18 protein-coding genes are annotated in these 16948 nt (G+C 63.1%); 10 read left to right on the top strand and 8 right to left on the bottom strand.

The features are described from left to right. Positions 1 to 45: 45 nt before the first annotated feature. The 3 genes from ACFFRH_RS10880 to ACFFRH_RS10870 all read left to right on the top strand — a co-directional run bounded on the left by ACFFRH_RS10880 (position 46) and on the right by ACFFRH_RS10870 (position 5161). The gene (locus ACFFRH_RS10880; protein ID WP_344748653.1) at positions 46 to 2211 is read left to right on the top strand and encodes a UvrD-helicase domain-containing protein; all 2166 of its coding nucleotides are present in this window, start codon (positions 46 to 48) and stop codon (positions 2209 to 2211) included. After that, positions 2208 to 3113, top strand: a complete 906-nt coding sequence (locus tag ACFFRH_RS10875) for a serine/threonine-protein kinase (protein ID WP_344748648.1) — start codon at positions 2208 to 2210, stop codon at positions 3111 to 3113. The genes ACFFRH_RS10880 and ACFFRH_RS10875 overlap by 4 nt, the downstream gene beginning before the upstream one ends. A gap of 176 nt (positions 3114 to 3289) precedes the next feature. Beyond that, a complete protein-coding gene (locus ACFFRH_RS10870; RefSeq protein ID WP_344748647.1) occupies positions 3290 to 5161 on the top strand; it encodes a DUF262 domain-containing protein in 1872 nt (623 codons plus the stop codon). Between the two features lie 122 nt (positions 5162 to 5283). Here ACFFRH_RS10870 and ACFFRH_RS10865 read toward each other — a convergent pair whose 3' ends face one another. Both ACFFRH_RS10865 and ACFFRH_RS10860 read right to left on the bottom strand, forming a co-directional pair. Continuing rightward, entirely contained in the window at positions 5284 to 5493 is a 210-nt protein-coding gene (locus tag ACFFRH_RS10865; protein WP_344748646.1) for a DUF397 domain-containing protein, read from the bottom strand. Positions 5494 to 5507: 14 nt separating this feature from the next. Then, positions 5508 to 6383, bottom strand: a complete 876-nt coding sequence (locus tag ACFFRH_RS10860; protein WP_344748645.1) for a helix-turn-helix domain-containing protein — start codon at positions 6381 to 6383, stop codon at positions 5508 to 5510. 368 nt (positions 6384 to 6751) lie between these two features. Between ACFFRH_RS10860 and ACFFRH_RS10855 the strand changes: the two genes are divergently transcribed. The 3 genes from ACFFRH_RS10855 to ACFFRH_RS10845 are packed head-to-tail and all read left to right on the top strand — an operon-like array spanning position 6752 to position 7496. After that, positions 6752 to 7219: an ATP-binding protein gene (locus ACFFRH_RS10855; protein WP_344748643.1), complete on the top strand. Its 468-nt coding sequence runs from the start codon at positions 6752 to 6754 to the stop codon at positions 7217 to 7219. Next, the gene (locus tag ACFFRH_RS10850; protein ID WP_344748642.1) at positions 7216 to 7377 is read left to right on the top strand and encodes a hypothetical protein; all 162 of its coding nucleotides are present in this window, start codon (positions 7216 to 7218) and stop codon (positions 7375 to 7377) included. The genes ACFFRH_RS10855 and ACFFRH_RS10850 overlap by 4 nt, the downstream gene beginning before the upstream one ends. Further along, positions 7374 to 7496, top strand: a complete 123-nt coding sequence (locus ACFFRH_RS10845; RefSeq protein WP_386155993.1) for a hypothetical protein — start codon at positions 7374 to 7376, stop codon at positions 7494 to 7496. Before ACFFRH_RS10850 ends, ACFFRH_RS10845 begins: the two co-directional genes overlap by 4 nt. Before the next feature lie 265 nt (positions 7497 to 7761). Here ACFFRH_RS10845 and ACFFRH_RS10840 read toward each other — a convergent pair whose 3' ends face one another. Further along, complete coding sequence (locus ACFFRH_RS10840; protein WP_344748641.1) at positions 7762 to 8376, bottom strand: DUF6461 domain-containing protein; 615 nt, start codon at positions 8374 to 8376, stop codon at positions 7762 to 7764. 586 nt (positions 8377 to 8962) lie between these two features. On the opposite strand from ACFFRH_RS10840, the gene ACFFRH_RS10835 reads away from it, so the two are divergent. From ACFFRH_RS10835 to ACFFRH_RS10820, 4 genes are read left to right on the top strand one after another with little or no spacing between them, the layout of a single operon-like run. Then, the gene (locus ACFFRH_RS10835; protein WP_344748640.1) at positions 8963 to 9880 is read left to right on the top strand and encodes a hypothetical protein; all 918 of its coding nucleotides are present in this window, start codon (positions 8963 to 8965) and stop codon (positions 9878 to 9880) included. A 15-nt stretch (positions 9881 to 9895) separates the two neighbouring features. Next, positions 9896 to 10882 carry a diaminopimelate epimerase gene (dapF, locus tag ACFFRH_RS10830; RefSeq protein ID WP_344748639.1) on the top strand — a complete coding sequence of 329 codons (987 nt, stop codon included), beginning with the start codon at positions 9896 to 9898 and terminating at the stop codon, positions 10880 to 10882. Next, positions 10882 to 11964, top strand: coding sequence for a fatty acid desaturase (locus tag ACFFRH_RS10825; RefSeq protein WP_344748638.1), 1083 nt, complete (start codon positions 10882 to 10884; stop codon positions 11962 to 11964). Before dapF ends, ACFFRH_RS10825 begins: the two co-directional genes overlap by 1 nt. Before the next feature lie 12 nt (positions 11965 to 11976). Continuing rightward, positions 11977 to 12936, top strand: coding sequence for an FAD-dependent oxidoreductase (locus ACFFRH_RS10820; RefSeq protein ID WP_344748637.1), 960 nt, complete (start codon positions 11977 to 11979; stop codon positions 12934 to 12936). A 105-nt stretch (positions 12937 to 13041) separates the two neighbouring features. Here ACFFRH_RS10820 and ACFFRH_RS10815 read toward each other — a convergent pair whose 3' ends face one another. From ACFFRH_RS10815 to ACFFRH_RS10795, 5 genes are all read right to left on the bottom strand, one after another. Then, positions 13042 to 13206: a hypothetical protein gene (locus tag ACFFRH_RS10815; protein ID WP_344748636.1), complete on the bottom strand. Its 165-nt coding sequence runs from the start codon at positions 13204 to 13206 to the stop codon at positions 13042 to 13044. 29 nt (positions 13207 to 13235) lie between these two features. After that, a complete protein-coding gene (locus ACFFRH_RS10810) occupies positions 13236 to 13895 on the bottom strand; it encodes a hypothetical protein (protein ID WP_386155989.1) in 660 nt (219 codons plus the stop codon). Positions 13896 to 14020: 125 nt separating this feature from the next. Further along, on the bottom strand, positions 14021 to 14944 hold the full coding sequence (locus ACFFRH_RS10805; protein ID WP_344748634.1) for a hypothetical protein: 924 nt from the start codon (positions 14942 to 14944) through the stop codon (positions 14021 to 14023). 2 nt (positions 14945 to 14946) lie between these two features. Next, the gene (locus tag ACFFRH_RS10800; protein ID WP_344748652.1) at positions 14947 to 15390 is read right to left on the bottom strand and encodes an RNA polymerase sigma factor; all 444 of its coding nucleotides are present in this window, start codon (positions 15388 to 15390) and stop codon (positions 14947 to 14949) included. A gap of 749 nt (positions 15391 to 16139) precedes the next feature. After that, positions 16140 to 16811 carry a hypothetical protein gene (locus ACFFRH_RS10795; protein WP_344748633.1) on the bottom strand — a complete coding sequence of 224 codons (672 nt, stop codon included), beginning with the start codon at positions 16809 to 16811 and terminating at the stop codon, positions 16140 to 16142. Between the last annotated feature and the right edge of the window lie 137 nt (positions 16812 to 16948).

Raw genomic sequence — 16948 nt, 5'->3', positions numbered from 1 at the left:
CGAGGAAGCGGCACTGTCTGAGCGGAGCGAGAGGACAAGGTGAACATGCAGGGTGAGGCGACGCTGCGGCTGCTCGAAAAGGCCGACAAGGAGATCCTCAAGCTTCCGAGGGACGTCAAGGGCGCGATCTACGACTTCCAGCACAAGTTCCGCAAGAGCCCGGCGAATCCCGGCCTGCACTTCAAACAGCTCAAGGGACACCCCAGGCTGTACTCGGCGCGGGTCAACCAGGAGTATCGCGCGCTGCTGCTCCACGCGGGCGAGGCGGACTACATCCTCGTGGCGGTCAAGCACCGCAAGGACGTCTACGACAACCTCGACCGGTTCGCCTACCAGATCAACCCGGTCACGGGCGGCATCGAGTTCGTCGACCTGGTCACCATCGAGAAACGGGTTCGGCATGAGCCCTCCGCCTTCGAGGAGCCGAAGCCGTTGTTCGCCGCCTTCAGCGCGGAGCAACTGCTCGGGCTCGGGGTGGCGGAGCCGCTCCTCGGGCTGATCGCGAAGATCACGACCGAGGACGAGTTGCTCGGCCTCGCCGAGTACGCCCCGCAGCTCACCACGGAGGTGCTGCTCGGGCTGCACGACGGCAAGAGCGTCGACGAGGTTCTCGACCAGATCACCACCCCGGTCACCGCGCCCGAACCGGTCGACGCTGAGGACTACCAGGCGGCCCTGGCCAGGCCGGCAACCCAGGTCACCACGGACGACACGGCCCTGCAGGAGGTGCTGGAGGAGGATTTCGGCCGCTGGCGCGTCTTCCTGCACCCCACCCAGCGCAAGGTGGTGGAGCGCGACTACAGCGGGCCCGCCCGGATCAGCGGGGGGCCGGGAACCGGGAAGACCATCGTCGCGCTGCACCGGGTGAGATACCTGGTGGACCGGCTCGGGCCAGGGGACGACAGGGCGGTCCTCTTCACCACGTTCAACAAGAACCTGGCGGCCGATCTGCAGCGGCGACTGCTTGAGCTCGCGGGGACCGAGGTGGCCCAGCGGGTGGAGATCGTCAACATCGACAAGCTCGCCACGAAGATCGTCGCGGAGGCCGAGCCCGGCGGGCGTCACCGCTGGATCGACGACGCCAAGGCGCTGCAGGAATGGGAGGAACTGCTGCTGGAGCAGGAGGAGACACGATGGGACGGCGAGTTCCTGCACGCCGAGTGGTCCCACGTCATCCTCGGCCAAGCGATCAACTCGCGGGCCGACTACTTCCGTGCCCGTCGCGCGGGACGTGGCCGCCCCATCAGCAGGGAGGACCGCGCGGCGATCTGGCAGCTCGTCGAGCGGTACGTCAAGCGGCTCGACGAGAAGGAGCTGTGGACCTTCCGCCAGGTGGCGGAACGGGCCGCGCGGCTGGAGATCGAGCGCGCCCGGGAACGGGCCTCTTACGAGGCCGACCAGGTCAGCTCGGTCAAGCTGCAGCGGGAATCGGGGATCTGGCACCGCCCCCGCTACCAGCACGTCGTCGTCGACGAGGCCCAGGATCTGAGCAGTGCCCACTGGAAGATGCTCCGCGCGATGGTCCCCGAAGGGCCGAACGACATCTTCCTCGCCGGCGACACCCACCAGCGGATCTATGGCAACTATGTCTCGCTCGGCAGCCTCGGCATCAACATCCGGGGGCGTTCGTCCAAGCTCACCCTCAGCTACCGGACCACGCACGAGATCCTCGGCGCGGCGCTGGGGCTGCTCGGCACCGAGGACTGGGACGACCTCGACGACGGCCGCGACGACCTTCTCGGCTACCGCTCTGTTCTGCACGGCACACGCCCGGTGCTGCGTTCGGCGTCCACCTGGGAGGCCGAGCTTGACGCCGTCGTCGAGCAGGTCAAGGAGTGGGACGACGTCGCACCCGCGGCGATCGCGATCTGCGTCCCCGAACGCCGCATGGTGGCCGAGGTCGAGAGGCGGCTGGGCAAGGCGGGAATCGTCGCCGCGGCCATCGGTCAGGACGGGCCGAAGCTGTACGACGCGGTCCACGTCGGCACGATGCACCGTTTCAAGGGCCTGGAGTATCAGCGGATGATCCTCGTCGGAGTGGCGGAGGGGCTGGTTCCCTCACGGCACGTCTCGCAGTATCGGGAGACCGATCCGCTGCGCCACCGGCGGGAGCTGCAACGTGCCCGCTCACTGCTGTTCGTCGCCGCCACCCGTGCCAGGGACACACTTGTGATCTCCTGGCACGGTCAGAAGAGCAGATTCCTGCCGTGAGGACGATCGCCGACCGCTACCGGCTCACCGCCCCCATCGCCCGAGGAGGGATGGGTACTGTCTGGCAGGGGTCGGACCTGCGGCTCAACCGTCCCGTCGCGGTCAAGCTGATCTACCAGGACGACCTGGTCGCGAAGAACGACGCCACCCGCCGCTTCTACCGTGAGGCACGGATCACCGCCCGCCTGCGACATCCCGGTGTGCCCGTCGTCTACGACTTCGGCAGTGAGGGGGGCGAGTTCTTCATTGTCCTGGAGTATCTCGAAGGCCACATGATCGCGGATCTGATCGCTGAGCGGTCGCCGCTCCCGGTGTCCTGGGTCGCACTCATCGGGGCCCAGGTCTGCGCGGTCCTGACCGCTGCACACGGTGCCGGTCTGCTTCATCGGGACATCAAACCGGCCAACCTGGTGATGTGCCCCGACGGCACGGTCAAAGTAATCGATTTCGGGGTGGCAACCGCGCTGGGAGCCAAGGAATTCTCGCAGATCACCCAGTCTGGACAAGTTCCCGGCACAGTGCGCTACATGGCGCCGGAACTGGTGGACGGCGCGGAGGCGAGCCGTTCCAGTGACCTGTACACGGTGGGTTGTCTGCTCTACGAACTACTCACCGGCTCGCGCCCGTTCGCCTCGAAGGACCTCCTGACGGAGATCGACCGGAGTCGACGTGAGTCTCCCCCCGATCTGGGGCGGCCCGACGTTTCTCATGAACTGGAAGGGCTGACGCTGCGATTGCTCGCGAAGTCTCCCGAACAGCGTCCCGATAGCGCTCTGGCGGTCTTCGAGGGGCTGATGCCGCTGGTGAGGGACCTGCCGCCGCTTCCTGGACTGATCAGCAAGGAACTCCAGGCCGATCCGGTGCACATGTACGCAACGGCCATCCGGCATATCGGCGGATGATGTGAATAGCGCATCCGATTCGAGGGATGGCTTGCCTTGAATCCATACACGAAAGGAATTTTCGTCCGTAGGCGATGACGACGAACCGCTCGCGAATCCTTGCTGAAAAGTGTAAGAATCGTCGAGTCCAAAAACCTTCTCGGTGGTTCCCCCGTAACGACGCTCCCTGAGGACGCATGAAGGCTGATACCCATACCCCTGCTGAGATCTTCGGTCGTGATATTCGCTATCTGGTTCCCCTTTTCCAACGCCCGTACGTATGGACCAAGGCAGATCAGTGGGAGCCGCTCTGGGACGACGTACGGGCCGTTGCCGAACAGGTCCTGGAAGGCAAATCGGGTGCGTACGGCGCCCAGGAGATTCCCCCGCACTTCCTCGGCGCCGTCGTCCTGGAACAGCAGTGGTCGCAGAGCATGTTCATCCCCGTTAGAAATGTCATCGACGGCCAGCAGCGTTTGACGACCCTGCAGATCCTGCTGGACGCCGCGCAACTGGTGGCCGAACGCCATGGCCTGCCGAGGGATGCCCAAGCGCTTCAGACGCTCGTTCTCAACCGAAAAGAACTGACCGAGAGCCCGGATGAGGTCTTCAAGGTCTGGCCCACCGATCGCGATCAGGACGCGTTCCGTGTTGTCATGGACAACGAGCGGGATGTTCCCGAAGAGCTCGCCACCAGCACGATCGTTCAGGCCCACCTGTTCTTCGTCGAGACGCTGACCGAATGGGCCGAGCCCGACGGTGACACGGAAAAGTGCAGGCACCGGATCACCGCGCTTACCCAGGTGCTGCGCAGCTACCTCAAGCTGGTGGTGATCGACCTCGAACCGGGTGACAACGCGCAGGTCATCTTCGAGACGCTCAACCACCGTGGAACACCGCTGCTCGCGGCGGACCTGGTCAAGAATCTGGCGTTCCAGCTGGCCGCGGCCCAGGGGGGAGACCTCCAAAGCCTGTATCAGCAGTACTGGAAGCCCTTCGACTCCAATCACTGGCGGCGGAACGTTCGGCAGGGACGGCTCTATCGTCCTTATGTCGACACCTTCCTCCAGCACTGGCTCACCATGCAGCGACTCCGCGAAGTGCCCGCGGACCGTGTCTTCAGCGAGTTCCGAGACCATGTGCGCCTCTCCGAACTTCAGGCCTGGGAAGTCATGCGGGACCTGGCCGCCGATGCGAAGGTCTACGAGGAGCTGGAGAACCTTCCCTGGAACTCTGTGGAGGGGACGTTCTACTACCGAGTCATCCGCATCATGGAGGCCACGGTCGTCGGCCCCTTCCTGCTGTGGATTCTGAGATGGCCCAAAGAGCGGATGTCGGCGGCGCAGCGCCTCAAGGCGCTGACATCGATGGAGAGCTGGCTGGCCCGCCGGATGCTGTGCAAACTGTCGACGAAGAGCTACAGCCGCATCCTCATAGACCTGCTGCGCGAGCTCGACCGCAACGGGCCTGAGGCGGCCGGTGACGTCACGGAGGCGTTCTTCGCCGGTGCCACCGCCAACGCCGGCTACTGGCCGTCGGACGACGAGGTCATCCAGGCCATGGAGCGGCTGCGGGTCTACAAGGATCTGACCCAGACCCGGTTGCGGATGGTGCTGGAGGCGCTTGAGGACAACCGTCGGCGCAAGTGGTCGGAACATGAGCACTGCCCTCGGGGGTGTCTGACAATCGAACACGTGATGCCCCAGAGCTGGGGGGAGCACTGGGGTGGAGACACGGTCGACCACGCCTCGCGCCAGCGCAGGGATCACCTTGTCCAGACCCTGGGCAACCTGACCCTGGTCAACGATCGACTCAACCCAAAACTCTCGAACCGGCCATGGACCAATATCGAGGTGCAGGCACGAGGCCTGACCGATCCAGAGCCGAACATCGGCAAACGGGATCTGCTCCTGAGACACGCCACGCTCAAGCTCAACGCTGAGATCGTCGCCGATCAACAGGAGGCGTGGACCGAGGAGACCATAACAGCGCGCTCGACTGAACTCGCCGAACGCCTCGTCCGGATCTGGCCGCGCCCGGCTGGTTCACCGGAAACACCTCCGGCATAGCGGTAAGGGCCTATGGCCCTCTGTACTGGCCGAAAGCTGTTTCCGGGAGGCCCACGCCTCATCGTGAGTAGATGGCGCGCCTCCCGGAAGCAGCTTTTCCCTCAGCGAGGGCACATCGCTGGTCAGATGAGTTTGTCGAAGTGGCCGTTCTTGATGCCGCCGACGAAGGCCGTCCACTCGTCACGGTGGAACAGGAGCGTTCCGCCTTCACGGTCCTTGGTGTCGCGGACGGCGACGTCGTTACCGACGAACGCCATCTCGACGCAGCTCGCGCCGTCGCCGCTGAGGGTGCTCTTGCGCCAGCGCGCACCGGAGAGGTCAGGGTTCTGCATCCTGCTTCCTTCCTCTAGTGATCTTCATGTGGGGGCGCGAGTAGCGCGGTCGTATCGGCAGGGCTGAGCGCTATCGCACGAAGATGCTCACAAATATTGTTACATCTCTGAATATCCTTTTCCTTCTCCAGGAATAGATCGCCACCCATGCTGTCGATGTAGATCACGTCGAAGTTATCCTCAGCGAACTTCAGGGAGATGAAGCTGCCCAGCATTCCTGGGTGGGCTCCGGCAGAGAACGGAATAACCTGAACGGTGATGTGCGGACGCTGGGCCTGTTGGGCCAGGTGCTTGATCTGAGCACGCATAACCGTCTCGCCTCCGACTTGCCTGTAGAGAACAGCCTGGTCCAGGATCGCCCATAGGCGAAGTGGTGCGTCCCCCTCCAGGAGGGCCTGACGCTGCATCCGGGCAGTGACGCGATTCTCCACCTCAAGGTCGGTGGCATTCGGCAGGACAGCCCGGATCACTGCACGCGCGTAGTCCTCGGTCTGCAGCAGGCCAGGGATGAACAGCGACTCGTAGTTGATGGCCTGTTCGGCCTCGGCTTCCAAGCCGATGAGGGCGGTGTACTGGTCGGGGAGACTCGCCTCGAAGTTGTGCAGCCAACCGCGTTGCTTGGCCTCCTTCTGCAGGAGGATCAGGTCGGCGCGAGTGTCACCGGTGACACCGTAGACGTCGAGCAGGGTGAGGAGTGTCCTGAGCTGCGGTTTGGTCTTGGCGGTCTCGATTCGATAGAGCGTGACGATGTTGACGTGGGTTTTCTCCACGACGTCATCCTGGGAGAGTCCGGCGGCCTGGCGGAGACGGCGTAACTCGGACGCCAGGCGGCGTAGACGCACCGTAGGAGGTTGGCGTTTGCCGGATGACGGAGGCGTCTTTTCGCCCATTCCCTACCTCTTTCGCATTTGGCGCATATCTGGATCATGCATGAGAACAAATGAAGCCCCTTGCATTAACCAAGGGTGATGATGCATGCTCTCTCCGTAAGATTTCCAGGCGGGCTCCCCACTGGAAGGCGAAACGTGTGATTTCCCCAGACGGCCGGGCGGACGATCTTCCCTCCCGAAGCGGCCCACCCCCGTACCGGGTGTCCGTCAGGCCTCAGCGGTACGACCGGCGACGCATCTGCGACGCTCCCCGGCCGTGCTTCCCGTAGGACCGGCACCGTGCCCCCGTCCCCCGTGGGGTGAGCGGCGTCCCCCGTCTGCGAACGGTGCCGGTCCTATGCCCGATGTACTGACCTGGAGCGGGTGAAATGACCGGTGTAACCACCACGGAGCACTATCTGGAACTCTCCGTCTTCCCGACCTCGCCCTACTACGCCCGCGTGCACGTCCGGCGGGTGCTGGAGGGCTGGCGGCGAGACGACCTGATCGAGACGGCCCAACTCGTCATCTCCGAGCTAGTCTCCAACGCCGTCAAGGCGCACACCTCGTGCCCCGCAGACGTGGAGGCGACCCACCTCGGCCCTGACCGCATCTGGATGGACCTCTACCTGGTCGGCGAGACGGTGGTGCTCCGCGTCTGGGACGCCGCCCGCACCCCGCCTGTACTACGCGACCCCGACCCCGACGACGAGAGCGGCCGAGGTCTCCACCTCGTCGACCTCCTCGCCACCGACTGGGGCTACTACCGCCCCGCCCCCGGCGGCAAGATCGTCTGGTGCACCCTGGCACCCTCACCTTCCGAGGAACAGGAAGGAACGATCCAACAACACCGATGAGAGAACAGCCTTCGCCGTTCGTCTTCCTGGTCCAGGCCGAGATGCTCGCCGGAATCGGGATGCTCGCCCGCGGAGACCTCGCACCCGGTATGCATGAGGTCTCCGCGGCCGACTGTGCCGCTGTCGCGGCGATCTGGCTCTCCTACTTCAACAGGTGATCGACTTGGCCATCACGGCCGACCACATCCGTACCGTCATCGGCGACTACCTCGACGCCTACCCCGAGGAGAGGAGTCTCGCCCTGGACCGGTGGCCGCTGCCCGGCGGCCACCTGTAGGCATCAGATGCCACCCTCCTGGACGCGGCCCTGCGCGAGCTCGCCGAGGAGACCGGCACATCGACTTCCGGTTCCTCCTCCGCACCGCCAACGCGGTCGGCCCGCTCCAGACCGAAGAGGTCACCGCCGCCTGGCGCAAGATCGACAGCATCGGTGACCCCATTCTGAGACAGCGCGTCACCCAGGCACTTCGCTGAGCCCCTCCAACTGGATCCGCTACCTCTCGAAGACGGATGTGGACCGTGCGGGCCGCGACGCCCCGTGCCTACGACTGGAAGGCCCATGCGTTCCGGGGAATCACGTAGAACGTGTGGTCGGCCTCGATCCAGCCACGATCGATGGGATGTCCGGTGATCCGGCCGATCAGAGTCAAGGCGGCGTCGATGCTCTCCTCGACCTCGGCGCCCTCCTCGTACGCGAGGACAAGCCCCTCCATATACGGGTCGAGCGCCTGGCGATCAGGCCCGCTGCGGTCCTCTGGAAACGTGAAGTCCATTGAGACCAGGACGCGCCCATCTGCTGCGTAGATCAGCCGCTCGTCGCCATTGGCGCTCCAGCCGATTCCAACCGCTCGCCCGGCTCCGGCGGACAATGCCTCAAGTGCCGAATACCGAGTGCAGTCCAGTCCGTTGAGCTGCAGGATCATCGTCCAGAATCCGGCTGGGCCGATGAGGAGCGCGCCCTCATCGAAGTCGGAGTCTCCCTCTTTGTGCATCAGCTCGCCGAGACTGGACACGTAGGCGCTGTCAAGGTCCGCTCGAAGGCGACGCGCGGTCTCCTCGCTGGTCAGGCCTTCGCACCAAGCCGCGCGGAAGCCGAAATCCTCGTTGTCGAGACCATATTCGTCGAGGAGATCGTAGAGGTTCGAATCATCTGTCATGTGTTATGGCTCCTTGGGGATGTGGCGCCCCAGCCTGCGTCGGAGATCCCGGTGACCATCAAGGTGATTCGGGTCATCTTTATCCGTTGTAACGGCTCTGAGCGGTATTGCCACTTTGGCTGCCCGGTAGTTGACTATATTGGCCCATTATCCCAAATGGGCTATTAAAGTAGTTTAGTCGGCTTTTGAACTTATTTTGCAGACGTGCATCATTTGGTGTTGTCTGGGTGGTATCTGGATGTTCGTCGGAATTGATAGCTATTTGAGATGAAACTAGTATCGATAAAAGATGTCCCTGGTTTGGGTGTCGACGGAGAGCGGTTGCGTGGGCAGGCATCCTCCCTGTTGTCACAGCAGGTTCTGTGCGGACTGGATATCCGAGGTATGCGAGGTTGGGTAGTCGGCTGCCCGAATGTCACATAAGAGCATAACCGCAGTTCATTGAGGGCCGCTTTCTTCTGCCCAAGGTCATGCCGGAGATGTACTGTGTGAGGCGCAAGTGAAGGTAATGGGTCAGCAGATGTGAAGTGCGAAAACCGGCTCGTGGATCCGTAACTCCTGGTGAACAAGTAAAGCAGGGAGCCTGATGTCCGATTTGGCGCGCCGTCGAAAAGGTCCCAGGGGGGCGGTTCGCCTGCTCACCTCCACGGCTCTCAATACATTTGTTGGCCTGCTTGGTCTCATTGTTCCGTTGACCGCCTGGGCGCTGGGGAAAGCCTCGGTAACAACGATCCTCTTTGTCGTTGAAACTGGCTTGTTGATTGCAATTGTCATCCGACATGCTTGGTTGCAGGCAACTTACATGCAATTCAGGCGAGCGAGCGGCAGGGCGATGTCCGATCCAACGTACTTCGAACTTATAAGCGCCACTCTCGAGGGAGAGTTGATGGAGGACACGGAGGAGATCGCCGATGGTCATCTCCTCCTGTACGCGGCGGAGGTTCCGCGGATAAGCGTGCTGCTGTATCGGACATTGATCGACTCTTCGTGTCAGCCGCGAAAGATTATGGCAACCGATCTCACAACAGATCCCCGGTTGTTGACCCAGCGCAGAGAATATCTCGTGGAGAATCGTCGGCTGATCGAGTCCGGCGGCGTTATTCTACGTATATTTGTCTGTCGGCTGTCGGATCTGACGAAACGTGGCTACGCCAAAGACCTGATCGATCTCATCGACCTTCACAGGTCATTGGGGGTTCAGTGCGGGCTCGCCGTACGTGAGTGGTTGAGGCCCGACCAGGCCGTGGACTTCGTGGTGGTGGCCGCAGCGGCCGTGCTGGTCGAGGAAGAGCAGGGCGATGCGGGATACAGCAAAGGGCGAAGTAGCGTCTACTTCAAGCGCATAGACAAATGGGTGAAGAAGTTCGACGAGATCTGGGGTGCGGAAAACTCGTCCGCGGCACCGGCCGTTCTTCATTCATACGAACAGGTGGCTCGCGAACTTCTGGTCGATTCCAGATGGAAGCCTGCGGAGATCAGCGCAGCTTTAAGTAAGCACAGATAATTGATTGCGGGAGATATGAACAGTATCGAGATCCTGAAGACCCACGGCTCGAAGAACGATATTTTCATCATCGAATCTCCTTATGACCGGTTTCCCGAAGAGGTGGACCTGGTGCAGTTGGTTCGTGGCATCTGTGACCGGAACGGACCGCTCGGCGGCGATGGGATCTACTTCGTGGATCACGTTGACGGAGTGCCGGAGGCCACCTTCTTCAATCCGGACGGTTCGCGGGCGGACCTGTGTGGAAACGGAATGAGATGTCTCGGACGGTATGTTCTTGAGCGAAGGGGCGAGACCTCGACGTCGATCATGTCAGGCCGTCATCGCTTCGTTGTTCGCACCGCCCCGGAGACAGCAGGCGGTGTGCGTCAGGTCTCGGTGGACCTGCCTCTGGTGTCTTTCGCGGCGCCCAGGCCCATAGTGGCCGGCTCCGCGCTCTGGGTTGATCGATCCATTCCTGTCCTGGATTCACACCTGACCTTCACCGCCTTGGCCGTGCCCAACTCCCATCTTGTGGCGATCGTCGATCACTACGATGAGCAGGAGCTTGTCCGTGTCGGAGGCATCGTGGCCTCGGACGTCGACCAGTTTCCTATCGGGGCGAACGTCTCATTCGTCTACCCCGTCGGACCCGACGAGATATTCGTCAGAACCTACGAGCGTGGAGTCGGTTTGACGCCATCCTGCGGCTCCGCCGTCGTAGCGTCATCGGCAGTGTATTCGCGGCTCGCAGCCGACACACAGCAGGTAAGCGAGATCACCGTCAGAAATGCGGGAGGAATGGCGAAGGTCACCCTTCGATCGGAGAACGGTGAGCTGATGCCGACCCTTGAAGGTAACGCAACATTCGTCTACCGGGCTGATGTCGCCATCGACGACATCCTGGACGCCGAGCGAGAATCCTTTGTGCAGGGCGAGTCGTTTCCCGCGGAGATCGCAGCCTATGCCGATCTGGAGAACGAGAACCGTGCCTGGCTGAAAGAAAAGGGGATATACGTCTAATGGCCAATGGGCTGGTCCTTGTTCTGGTCGGGCTGCTCGTCCGCCAGATCGATCACTGGTGGTTCTCCCCGTATCGCCGTCTTCCGGGCTCCGGCAAGGATCGTCCCGCCTGCAACGACATAGTCTCGATCAAACGACTCCAACGAGCCCGTGCCAACGACTACACACCGGCCTGCGTCGTCATCGGACACTGGCTCGAAATAGTGGGCCTCTGGGTGGTCGGCGGGGCGGCGGACAACCTCGCCGTGTGGATGCTCATCGCGCTACTGGTCTCGATTGAATTCCGCTGCCTACAGGAGGTATCCCACTACGCGGTGCATCGTTCGCTCTGTCGAACCCGTCGTGTCGGTGACCTGTTGGCCAACATGGGATTCCAGTTCCCACTCGCACTGCGAGATCTGACACAGCGGCGAGTTGTACACGTGCGGCGCCACCACCCGAACGCCATCATCCCCGGAGTCGATCCCAATCTGGAGGATCTCGCCGACGCCGGCCTTTCTCCGGGGTGCACGAAAGGCAGGTTCATTCTGGGAGTTCTGTTCCCGATGACTCCCCGAGGGGTTTACCGGACGGGGAGGGATGTCTGGCAGGTCCTGACTTCGAGCCGACAAAGAAAGTGGGTGCTGTTGTCGGCGGCGGCCATGGCGGTCGGTGCATATCTGCTGGGTGGACCACTCGGACTTGCCTTCGGCTTCCTGATCCCGCGGATCCTCATCTATCCGGAGCTGTCATGGATATCTCTGCTCGTCGAGCATCGATGGTTTGATCGCCCGCCGGATCGCGGCAACCGAGTGAGTGTCGAGGCCGCGCGCTGCCAGCGTCTTTATCATGGAAAACCCGTGCTGGAAGCTCTCGCCGGTCACACTCTGCTCCCCTACGGAGACCTGCGGCATTTCGCTCACTCGGCATATCCAATGATTCGCTGGAACTACCTGAGAGCGGTGGAGAGAGTCATCGGACATCCGCAGAGGCTGGTCCCGGCGATTTTCTTCGGCCCGCACTCGTCATTGGCATATGTCTACCGGTCCACTGTCCTTGGAGAAGCTCATGACGAAAGCAGGGCTCAGCCGCATCCACTCTGAGCAGAGGACGCTGTGAAGATCACCGTGGTCGGCGCCGGCGTGATCGGGCTCACAACGGCGCTGAGGTTGAAAGAGATGGAGGCGGAGGTCTCCATCATCGCCTCCGAACTCCCGCAGCAGACCTCCTCAGCGGTCGCGGCCGCCCTCTGGGGTCCCTTCCGCGCCGGCCCTCCCGGCGATGTCGCTCGCTGGAGCTCTCACTCACTGAGAATCTTCCGGCATCTCGCGGAGCACGTTCCGGCAGCGGGGGTGCGGATATCCTCGGGCATTCAGGCAGCCCGGCGTACGGTCTCGCCACCGGTCTGGCACGAATTGCTGAACGAGGTGGCCGAGTGGACACCGTGCGCCGCACAGGACATGCCGGAAGGCTTCGTCATGGGCTGGCGGTACAGCACGCCGATGATAGAGATGCCGACCTATCTGAGCTACCTGCAGAATCTTCTGTCGGCCACCGGGACGAAGATCGAACAAGCTACTCTCACCTTCCTCGAAGAGGCAGGCCAGCCTGATCTGCTTGTCAACTGCTCTGGATACGGGGCAGCGGAACTGGCCGTGGACCCCCTGCTACGCGCGGTGCGCGGGGATCACCTGGTGGTGGAGAATCCGGGATTGACCGACTTCTTCAGTGAAGACCGTGAATCATCGGACCGGCTCACCGCGATCTATCCTCATAGAAAGACAGTCATACTCAGCGGCACCGCGATCGACGATGTGCGGGATCGCACGCCGGATCCCGCGATAGGGAAAGAGATCCTGGCTCGTTGCCGCGAGATCGATCCACGCTTGGGCGACGCCTCCATCGTGGATCATCGGGTCGGAATCCGGCCGGTCAGGCCAACCGTCCGACTTGAGGTCGATCGCCTGGCGAACAAGGTGCCCTGTGTGCACAACTACGGACACGGTGGAGCGGGTGTGACCCTCTCGTGGGGATGCGCCGAAGACGTCCTGCGAATCGCACAGTCTCTGCTCTGATTCTGCTCTGACAACGTGATGCCGCGGCATCGGCGACCCTGTCCTGAGGCAGCGCGTCACCCAGGCACTTCGCTGAGCCTCTCCGGCCCGCTCGTAGTCGTGCCGCTAGAAGGCGAACACCTTCGCTTTCACCTCGTCTCCCGGCACGACGATCAGGTCGCTTACATAGAGGTCGACGAAGGATTCGCGTTGGGCGGCCTGAATCTCGCGGGCCCGGGCGAGCTTGTCGGGGTTGCGAAAGACCAGCTCCTGATTCCTCAAATGCGCCACCCGGAGGCTGTTTCGACTGTGAGATTCCGTCAGTCGTTGCCGTATTCGGACTCGCCGTAGTCGGCGTAACGCTCTTCGAGCGACTCCCGCTCGGTCCGCAGGTACTGTTGCTGAATCCCGGCGGCGTGGATCTCGGCAGTGCCTTCCAGGCTTAGCGTGCAGACCGGGCAGGACAGCCCCGTCGCCACGTAGACAACGTCGCGATAGACCCAGTCGTCCTCGATGCGCTCGTTCGTGCTGCGCACGGTCCTCAGCTCCAACGGGATCTTCTCGGCGCAGGCGGGGCATCCCACCTGCTCCGCAGCCTCATGAAGCAGGCTGAGGCCACCCCATCCCGGGAACAGCGTGCTGATACGGGCCCGCCGCACGATCAGCTCCTCGTCGGGCAGGCCGTCTCGGATCTTGACGGCTGCCTTGATTCGCTGCGTCACCTCATGGATCAGCCGCTTGTCCGCGGCGTCGACCAGGGCTCGTCCATGACTAAGCAGGGCGTCACCAAGCATATCCGCTGGATCCAACCCGAGGTGATCGCACAAGACTTCGACCACTCGCGTGAAGTGCGGCAACCATAGTTCAACCCCTTGCTCGTACGGTGACGAGCTGCTGTGTGCCTCCGCGTTACGCAAACCCGCCAAACCGGTGACATCGTCCGCGTGCTCTTTCGTGAAAGCAGGAACGATTACGCGCAACCGTTTCCCTCTCTGCCGGACCGATGTGACACATAAGAACAAATAGACCTTGAGTGGGCGAGAGCAGGGCCTTCTCGACCGTGCCGTTCGTCGCGGCGGCCGAGTAGTCGCCGAGGCGGCGCGTGCTAAGGGCGAGGCCGGTCCAGGTCGAACGTCACACCGGCCAGGCGGACGGTGCGCACCTTCGGGTCCTTGAGCAGCTCCCGCAGCTCGCGGACCGAACTGAGCTGGTCCACGTAGCCGTGGGCGAGCCCGGCCTCGGCCGCCTTGCGCAGTCGGTCCAGGGACAGATCGAAGGAGCGCAGGTTCGCGTTGTCGTGGTCACGCAGCAGGCCGACCCAGTCGCGGAACTGCGGCAGGCTGCCACCGCACACCTCTTCGGTCATGTCGCCGCCCTTGCCGAGGTCCAGCGCGTCGGTCCAGTAGTCGAAGCCCCAGGTGATCGGGAGGGAGCCGGGTCTGCGCTCGTACACGACCTGTTCGGCACAGGAGCGGTACCGCTTTACGAACGCCTTGAGGTCGGCCTCGCCGAGCGGCTGCTCGAACTCCACCACCGCCAGCGCGCTGAGGTCGGCGGGCAGCCGGGCGAGCACCGCGCGCGCCTCGTCCTTGGTTGTCAGCCGGGTGCCGAGGTTGAGCAGGGACTGGGAAAGCCTGGTGTTGGCGGTGTGACCCAGCGGCAGGCGTCTTACGCGGCCGAAGAGGTCCTGACTGATCGTGTACGACTCGCTCCCGGCCGGCCAGGCTCCGACAGGCCCCATGGGACGCGCCACCACCTCGAACGACATCGATGCGGGCGTGGTCTGGCAGCAGGAGTCGATCGTCACCGTATAGGCCGGACTGTAGATCTTGAAGGCGGTGCCGAGCACGGCCTGCATGCGGGCTTCCCGGTCGCCGCGGGTCTGCAGCAGGGATGAGCCCTCGGTCGCGGCCACCGTGAGCAGCGCCAGGACGGCCAAGACGATGGCGACCGTCCTGAACAGCCCCCGCCGGACCGCACGCCGGGTGCGCTTGGGGTCGAAGTCCGGCAGGTCTGGCATCTCAGGCATGTTCATTGGTTCTCCCCGTAAAGGTCGGCGAAGGCGGCTCTCGCCCGCCACACCGCGGTTTTGATCGAGTTGTGCGACCTTCCGGTCATCGCGGCCACCTCCACCATCGAGAAGCCCTCGAAGTAGACCAGCATGAGTAGTCGGCACTGCTGCTCGGGCAGCCGCTCCAGCGCGTCGCGCACGTCCAGCGATTCCACGTGAAGCGGCGGCACGCCCAGTTCGTCGGGGTTCGGGAGGGCGAGCTCGCGGTGGCTCCTGCGTACGTGATCCACCAGGGTGTTACGCGCGATCGTGAGCAGCCACGCCGCCGCGTTGTCCCCTCGCCAGCCGAGCAGCGCCCTGGTCGCCTTGATGAACGTCTCCTGCGCCAGGTCCTCGGCGAGATGCGGATCACGGGTCCTGCGCAGGAGGAACCCGCACACGAGCGGCCAGTGCTCGCGGTACAGCTCCTCGATGATGTCGCCCCCCGGATGGTTTCGATTGTCACGTCACATGCAGACGCCACCGCGGCGGGAATGGTCACAAGGCTTTCCGGGCAATGTGCCGGAAACATGACATCGCAGCCGGGCCACGGCTCGATCTCGCTGAGGGATGCTGGCGTGGAAGGGGCGCGGCCCCGTGGCGACATCGGCTTCCAGACAATCGGGGAGCAGGTTCGCCACGCCGAGGCATTCCTCGTCGGCGCTCCCAACGCGGCGATGTCGTTACCGGGTCAAACTTCATGTCATGGCGATGTCGATGAAGCAACTACGGCAGGACCTCGCCATCGGGGTGATGCGGGCGGCGAGGGCGGCGAACAGGAGCCGGATGGCCCGCCCACTGTTACGCGACCGTAGCGTCCGGTGCCTCCCCCCCTGGTCAACCGGCTCTATCACACGGTGTTCCGGCTGGGTGTCGCTACCGGGAACCGCGACGCCGAGGCGCGTCATCGGGGGGCGTGCCGACCGACCCGGTGTGGGACGCGACGATCGTGCCCTCGATCTCGGCGGGATACTACGAGGAGTGCGAGGTCGGCGTCTTCGAGTGACTGGCCTCGGTCAGCGATTCGATACTCGACGTCTGGGTGAACATCGGCTTCTACGCCTGCACCGGCTGGAGGCGCCTTTCGCGGGGCGGCAGTTCCCTGAGTCAAGCTGTTGGGGTCAGATGGAGTTGTGCTGGTGGGACGTGGTGTCGATTTCAGGTGATGGCGGCGTCACCGATCGGCTGATGGTGGGTACCCCGCTATCGCGATGTCCTCGGCAAGATCTTCCAGAGTCAGTTCGATGTTCAACGAGGACACCACTTCCCGCGTGAGGGGTCGGAGTGCATAGACGTGGCGCACGGCCTCGATATCCACAGGCACTTCGTAGTAGTCCTCGGCGAAGCGTTGGAACGCCTCTGGGGAGGGATCCATCAGCAGTGCCAACAGCCAGTCTGACCCGTCGGGGTTGTTCTGGTCCTGAGGAAAGTCGATCATTCCTGTCTGCCAGTGGTCGTCGCCGTTTTGGCGCCAGAGGCAGGCCGTCACGACGGGCATCCCAGTCTCATCGCAGAACGCCGGCTCTGTGATGTAGTGCTGGAACACCTGCGGAACAGAGTCCAGTACTCCCGGCCACGGTCCGTCGTTCCCGTACGGGCTCATCACCGACTCGTGATCAAAACACCGGATGTAGGCGCCGGCGGACGAAAAGACGATGGAGTACTCATCCCCCGAGCCGTTGTCCATCGACGCCAGCTCCTCCTTCGTGGTCCAGGCCGTGGCATAGCAGTGATGGCGGCTCTCCCAATCAGGGCTCAAGATCGCCTCCAGTACCGCCATCGACCGGCAGAGATCAGCGAGTCTTGAAACATCTGGGAGAAGGTGAGCGACATCATGAACAGTCATGCGCCTATCCAACCGGGCATCACCGACATCTCCGTAACAACATGGCGCTCCGACGAAGTGCTGCGGTCGGCTACGGGTGTCATGCGCGATGTCGAAGCTCATCGCCACTTCTCTTGCCCGTCGGCCGCTGGCACTGT

Source organism: Streptosporangium vulgare, assembly GCF_042428775.1.
GTDB lineage: Bacteria > Actinomycetota > Actinomycetes > Streptosporangiales > Streptosporangiaceae > Streptosporangium > Streptosporangium vulgare.
Note: the sequence above shows the minus strand (reverse complement) of the source record. Positions and strands in the feature narration are given on the sequence as shown.

Excerpts from the sequence above, each read along its gene's own strand:
- ACFFRH_RS10880 (WP_344748653.1), top strand. The coding sequence starts at position 46 with ATGCAGGGTGAGGCGACGCTGCGGCTGCTCGAAAAGGCCGACAAGGAG.
- ACFFRH_RS10870 (WP_344748647.1), top strand. The coding sequence starts at position 3,290 with ATGAAGGCTGATACCCATACCCCTGCTGAGATCTTCGGTCGTGATATT.
- ACFFRH_RS10865 (WP_344748646.1), bottom strand. The coding sequence starts at position 5,493 with ATGCAGAACCCTGACCTCTCCGGTGCGCGCTGGCGCAAGAGCACCCTC.
- ACFFRH_RS10860 (WP_344748645.1), bottom strand. The coding sequence starts at position 6,383 with ATGGGCGAAAAGACGCCTCCGTCATCCGGCAAACGCCAACCTCCTACG.
- ACFFRH_RS10855 (WP_344748643.1), top strand. The coding sequence starts at position 6,752 with ATGACCGGTGTAACCACCACGGAGCACTATCTGGAACTCTCCGTCTTC.
- ACFFRH_RS10850 (WP_344748642.1), top strand. The coding sequence starts at position 7,216 with ATGAGAGAACAGCCTTCGCCGTTCGTCTTCCTGGTCCAGGCCGAGATG.
- ACFFRH_RS10840 (WP_344748641.1), bottom strand. The coding sequence starts at position 8,376 with ATGACAGATGATTCGAACCTCTACGATCTCCTCGACGAATATGGTCTC.
- ACFFRH_RS10835 (WP_344748640.1), top strand. The coding sequence starts at position 8,963 with ATGTCCGATTTGGCGCGCCGTCGAAAAGGTCCCAGGGGGGCGGTTCGC.
- dapF (WP_344748639.1), top strand. The coding sequence starts at position 9,896 with ATGAACAGTATCGAGATCCTGAAGACCCACGGCTCGAAGAACGATATT.
- ACFFRH_RS10825 (WP_344748638.1), top strand. The coding sequence starts at position 10,882 with ATGGCCAATGGGCTGGTCCTTGTTCTGGTCGGGCTGCTCGTCCGCCAG.
- ACFFRH_RS10805 (WP_344748634.1), bottom strand. The coding sequence starts at position 14,944 with ATGCCTGAGATGCCAGACCTGCCGGACTTCGACCCCAAGCGCACCCGG.
- ACFFRH_RS10795 (WP_344748633.1), bottom strand. The coding sequence starts at position 16,811 with ATGACTGTTCATGATGTCGCTCACCTTCTCCCAGATGTTTCAAGACTC.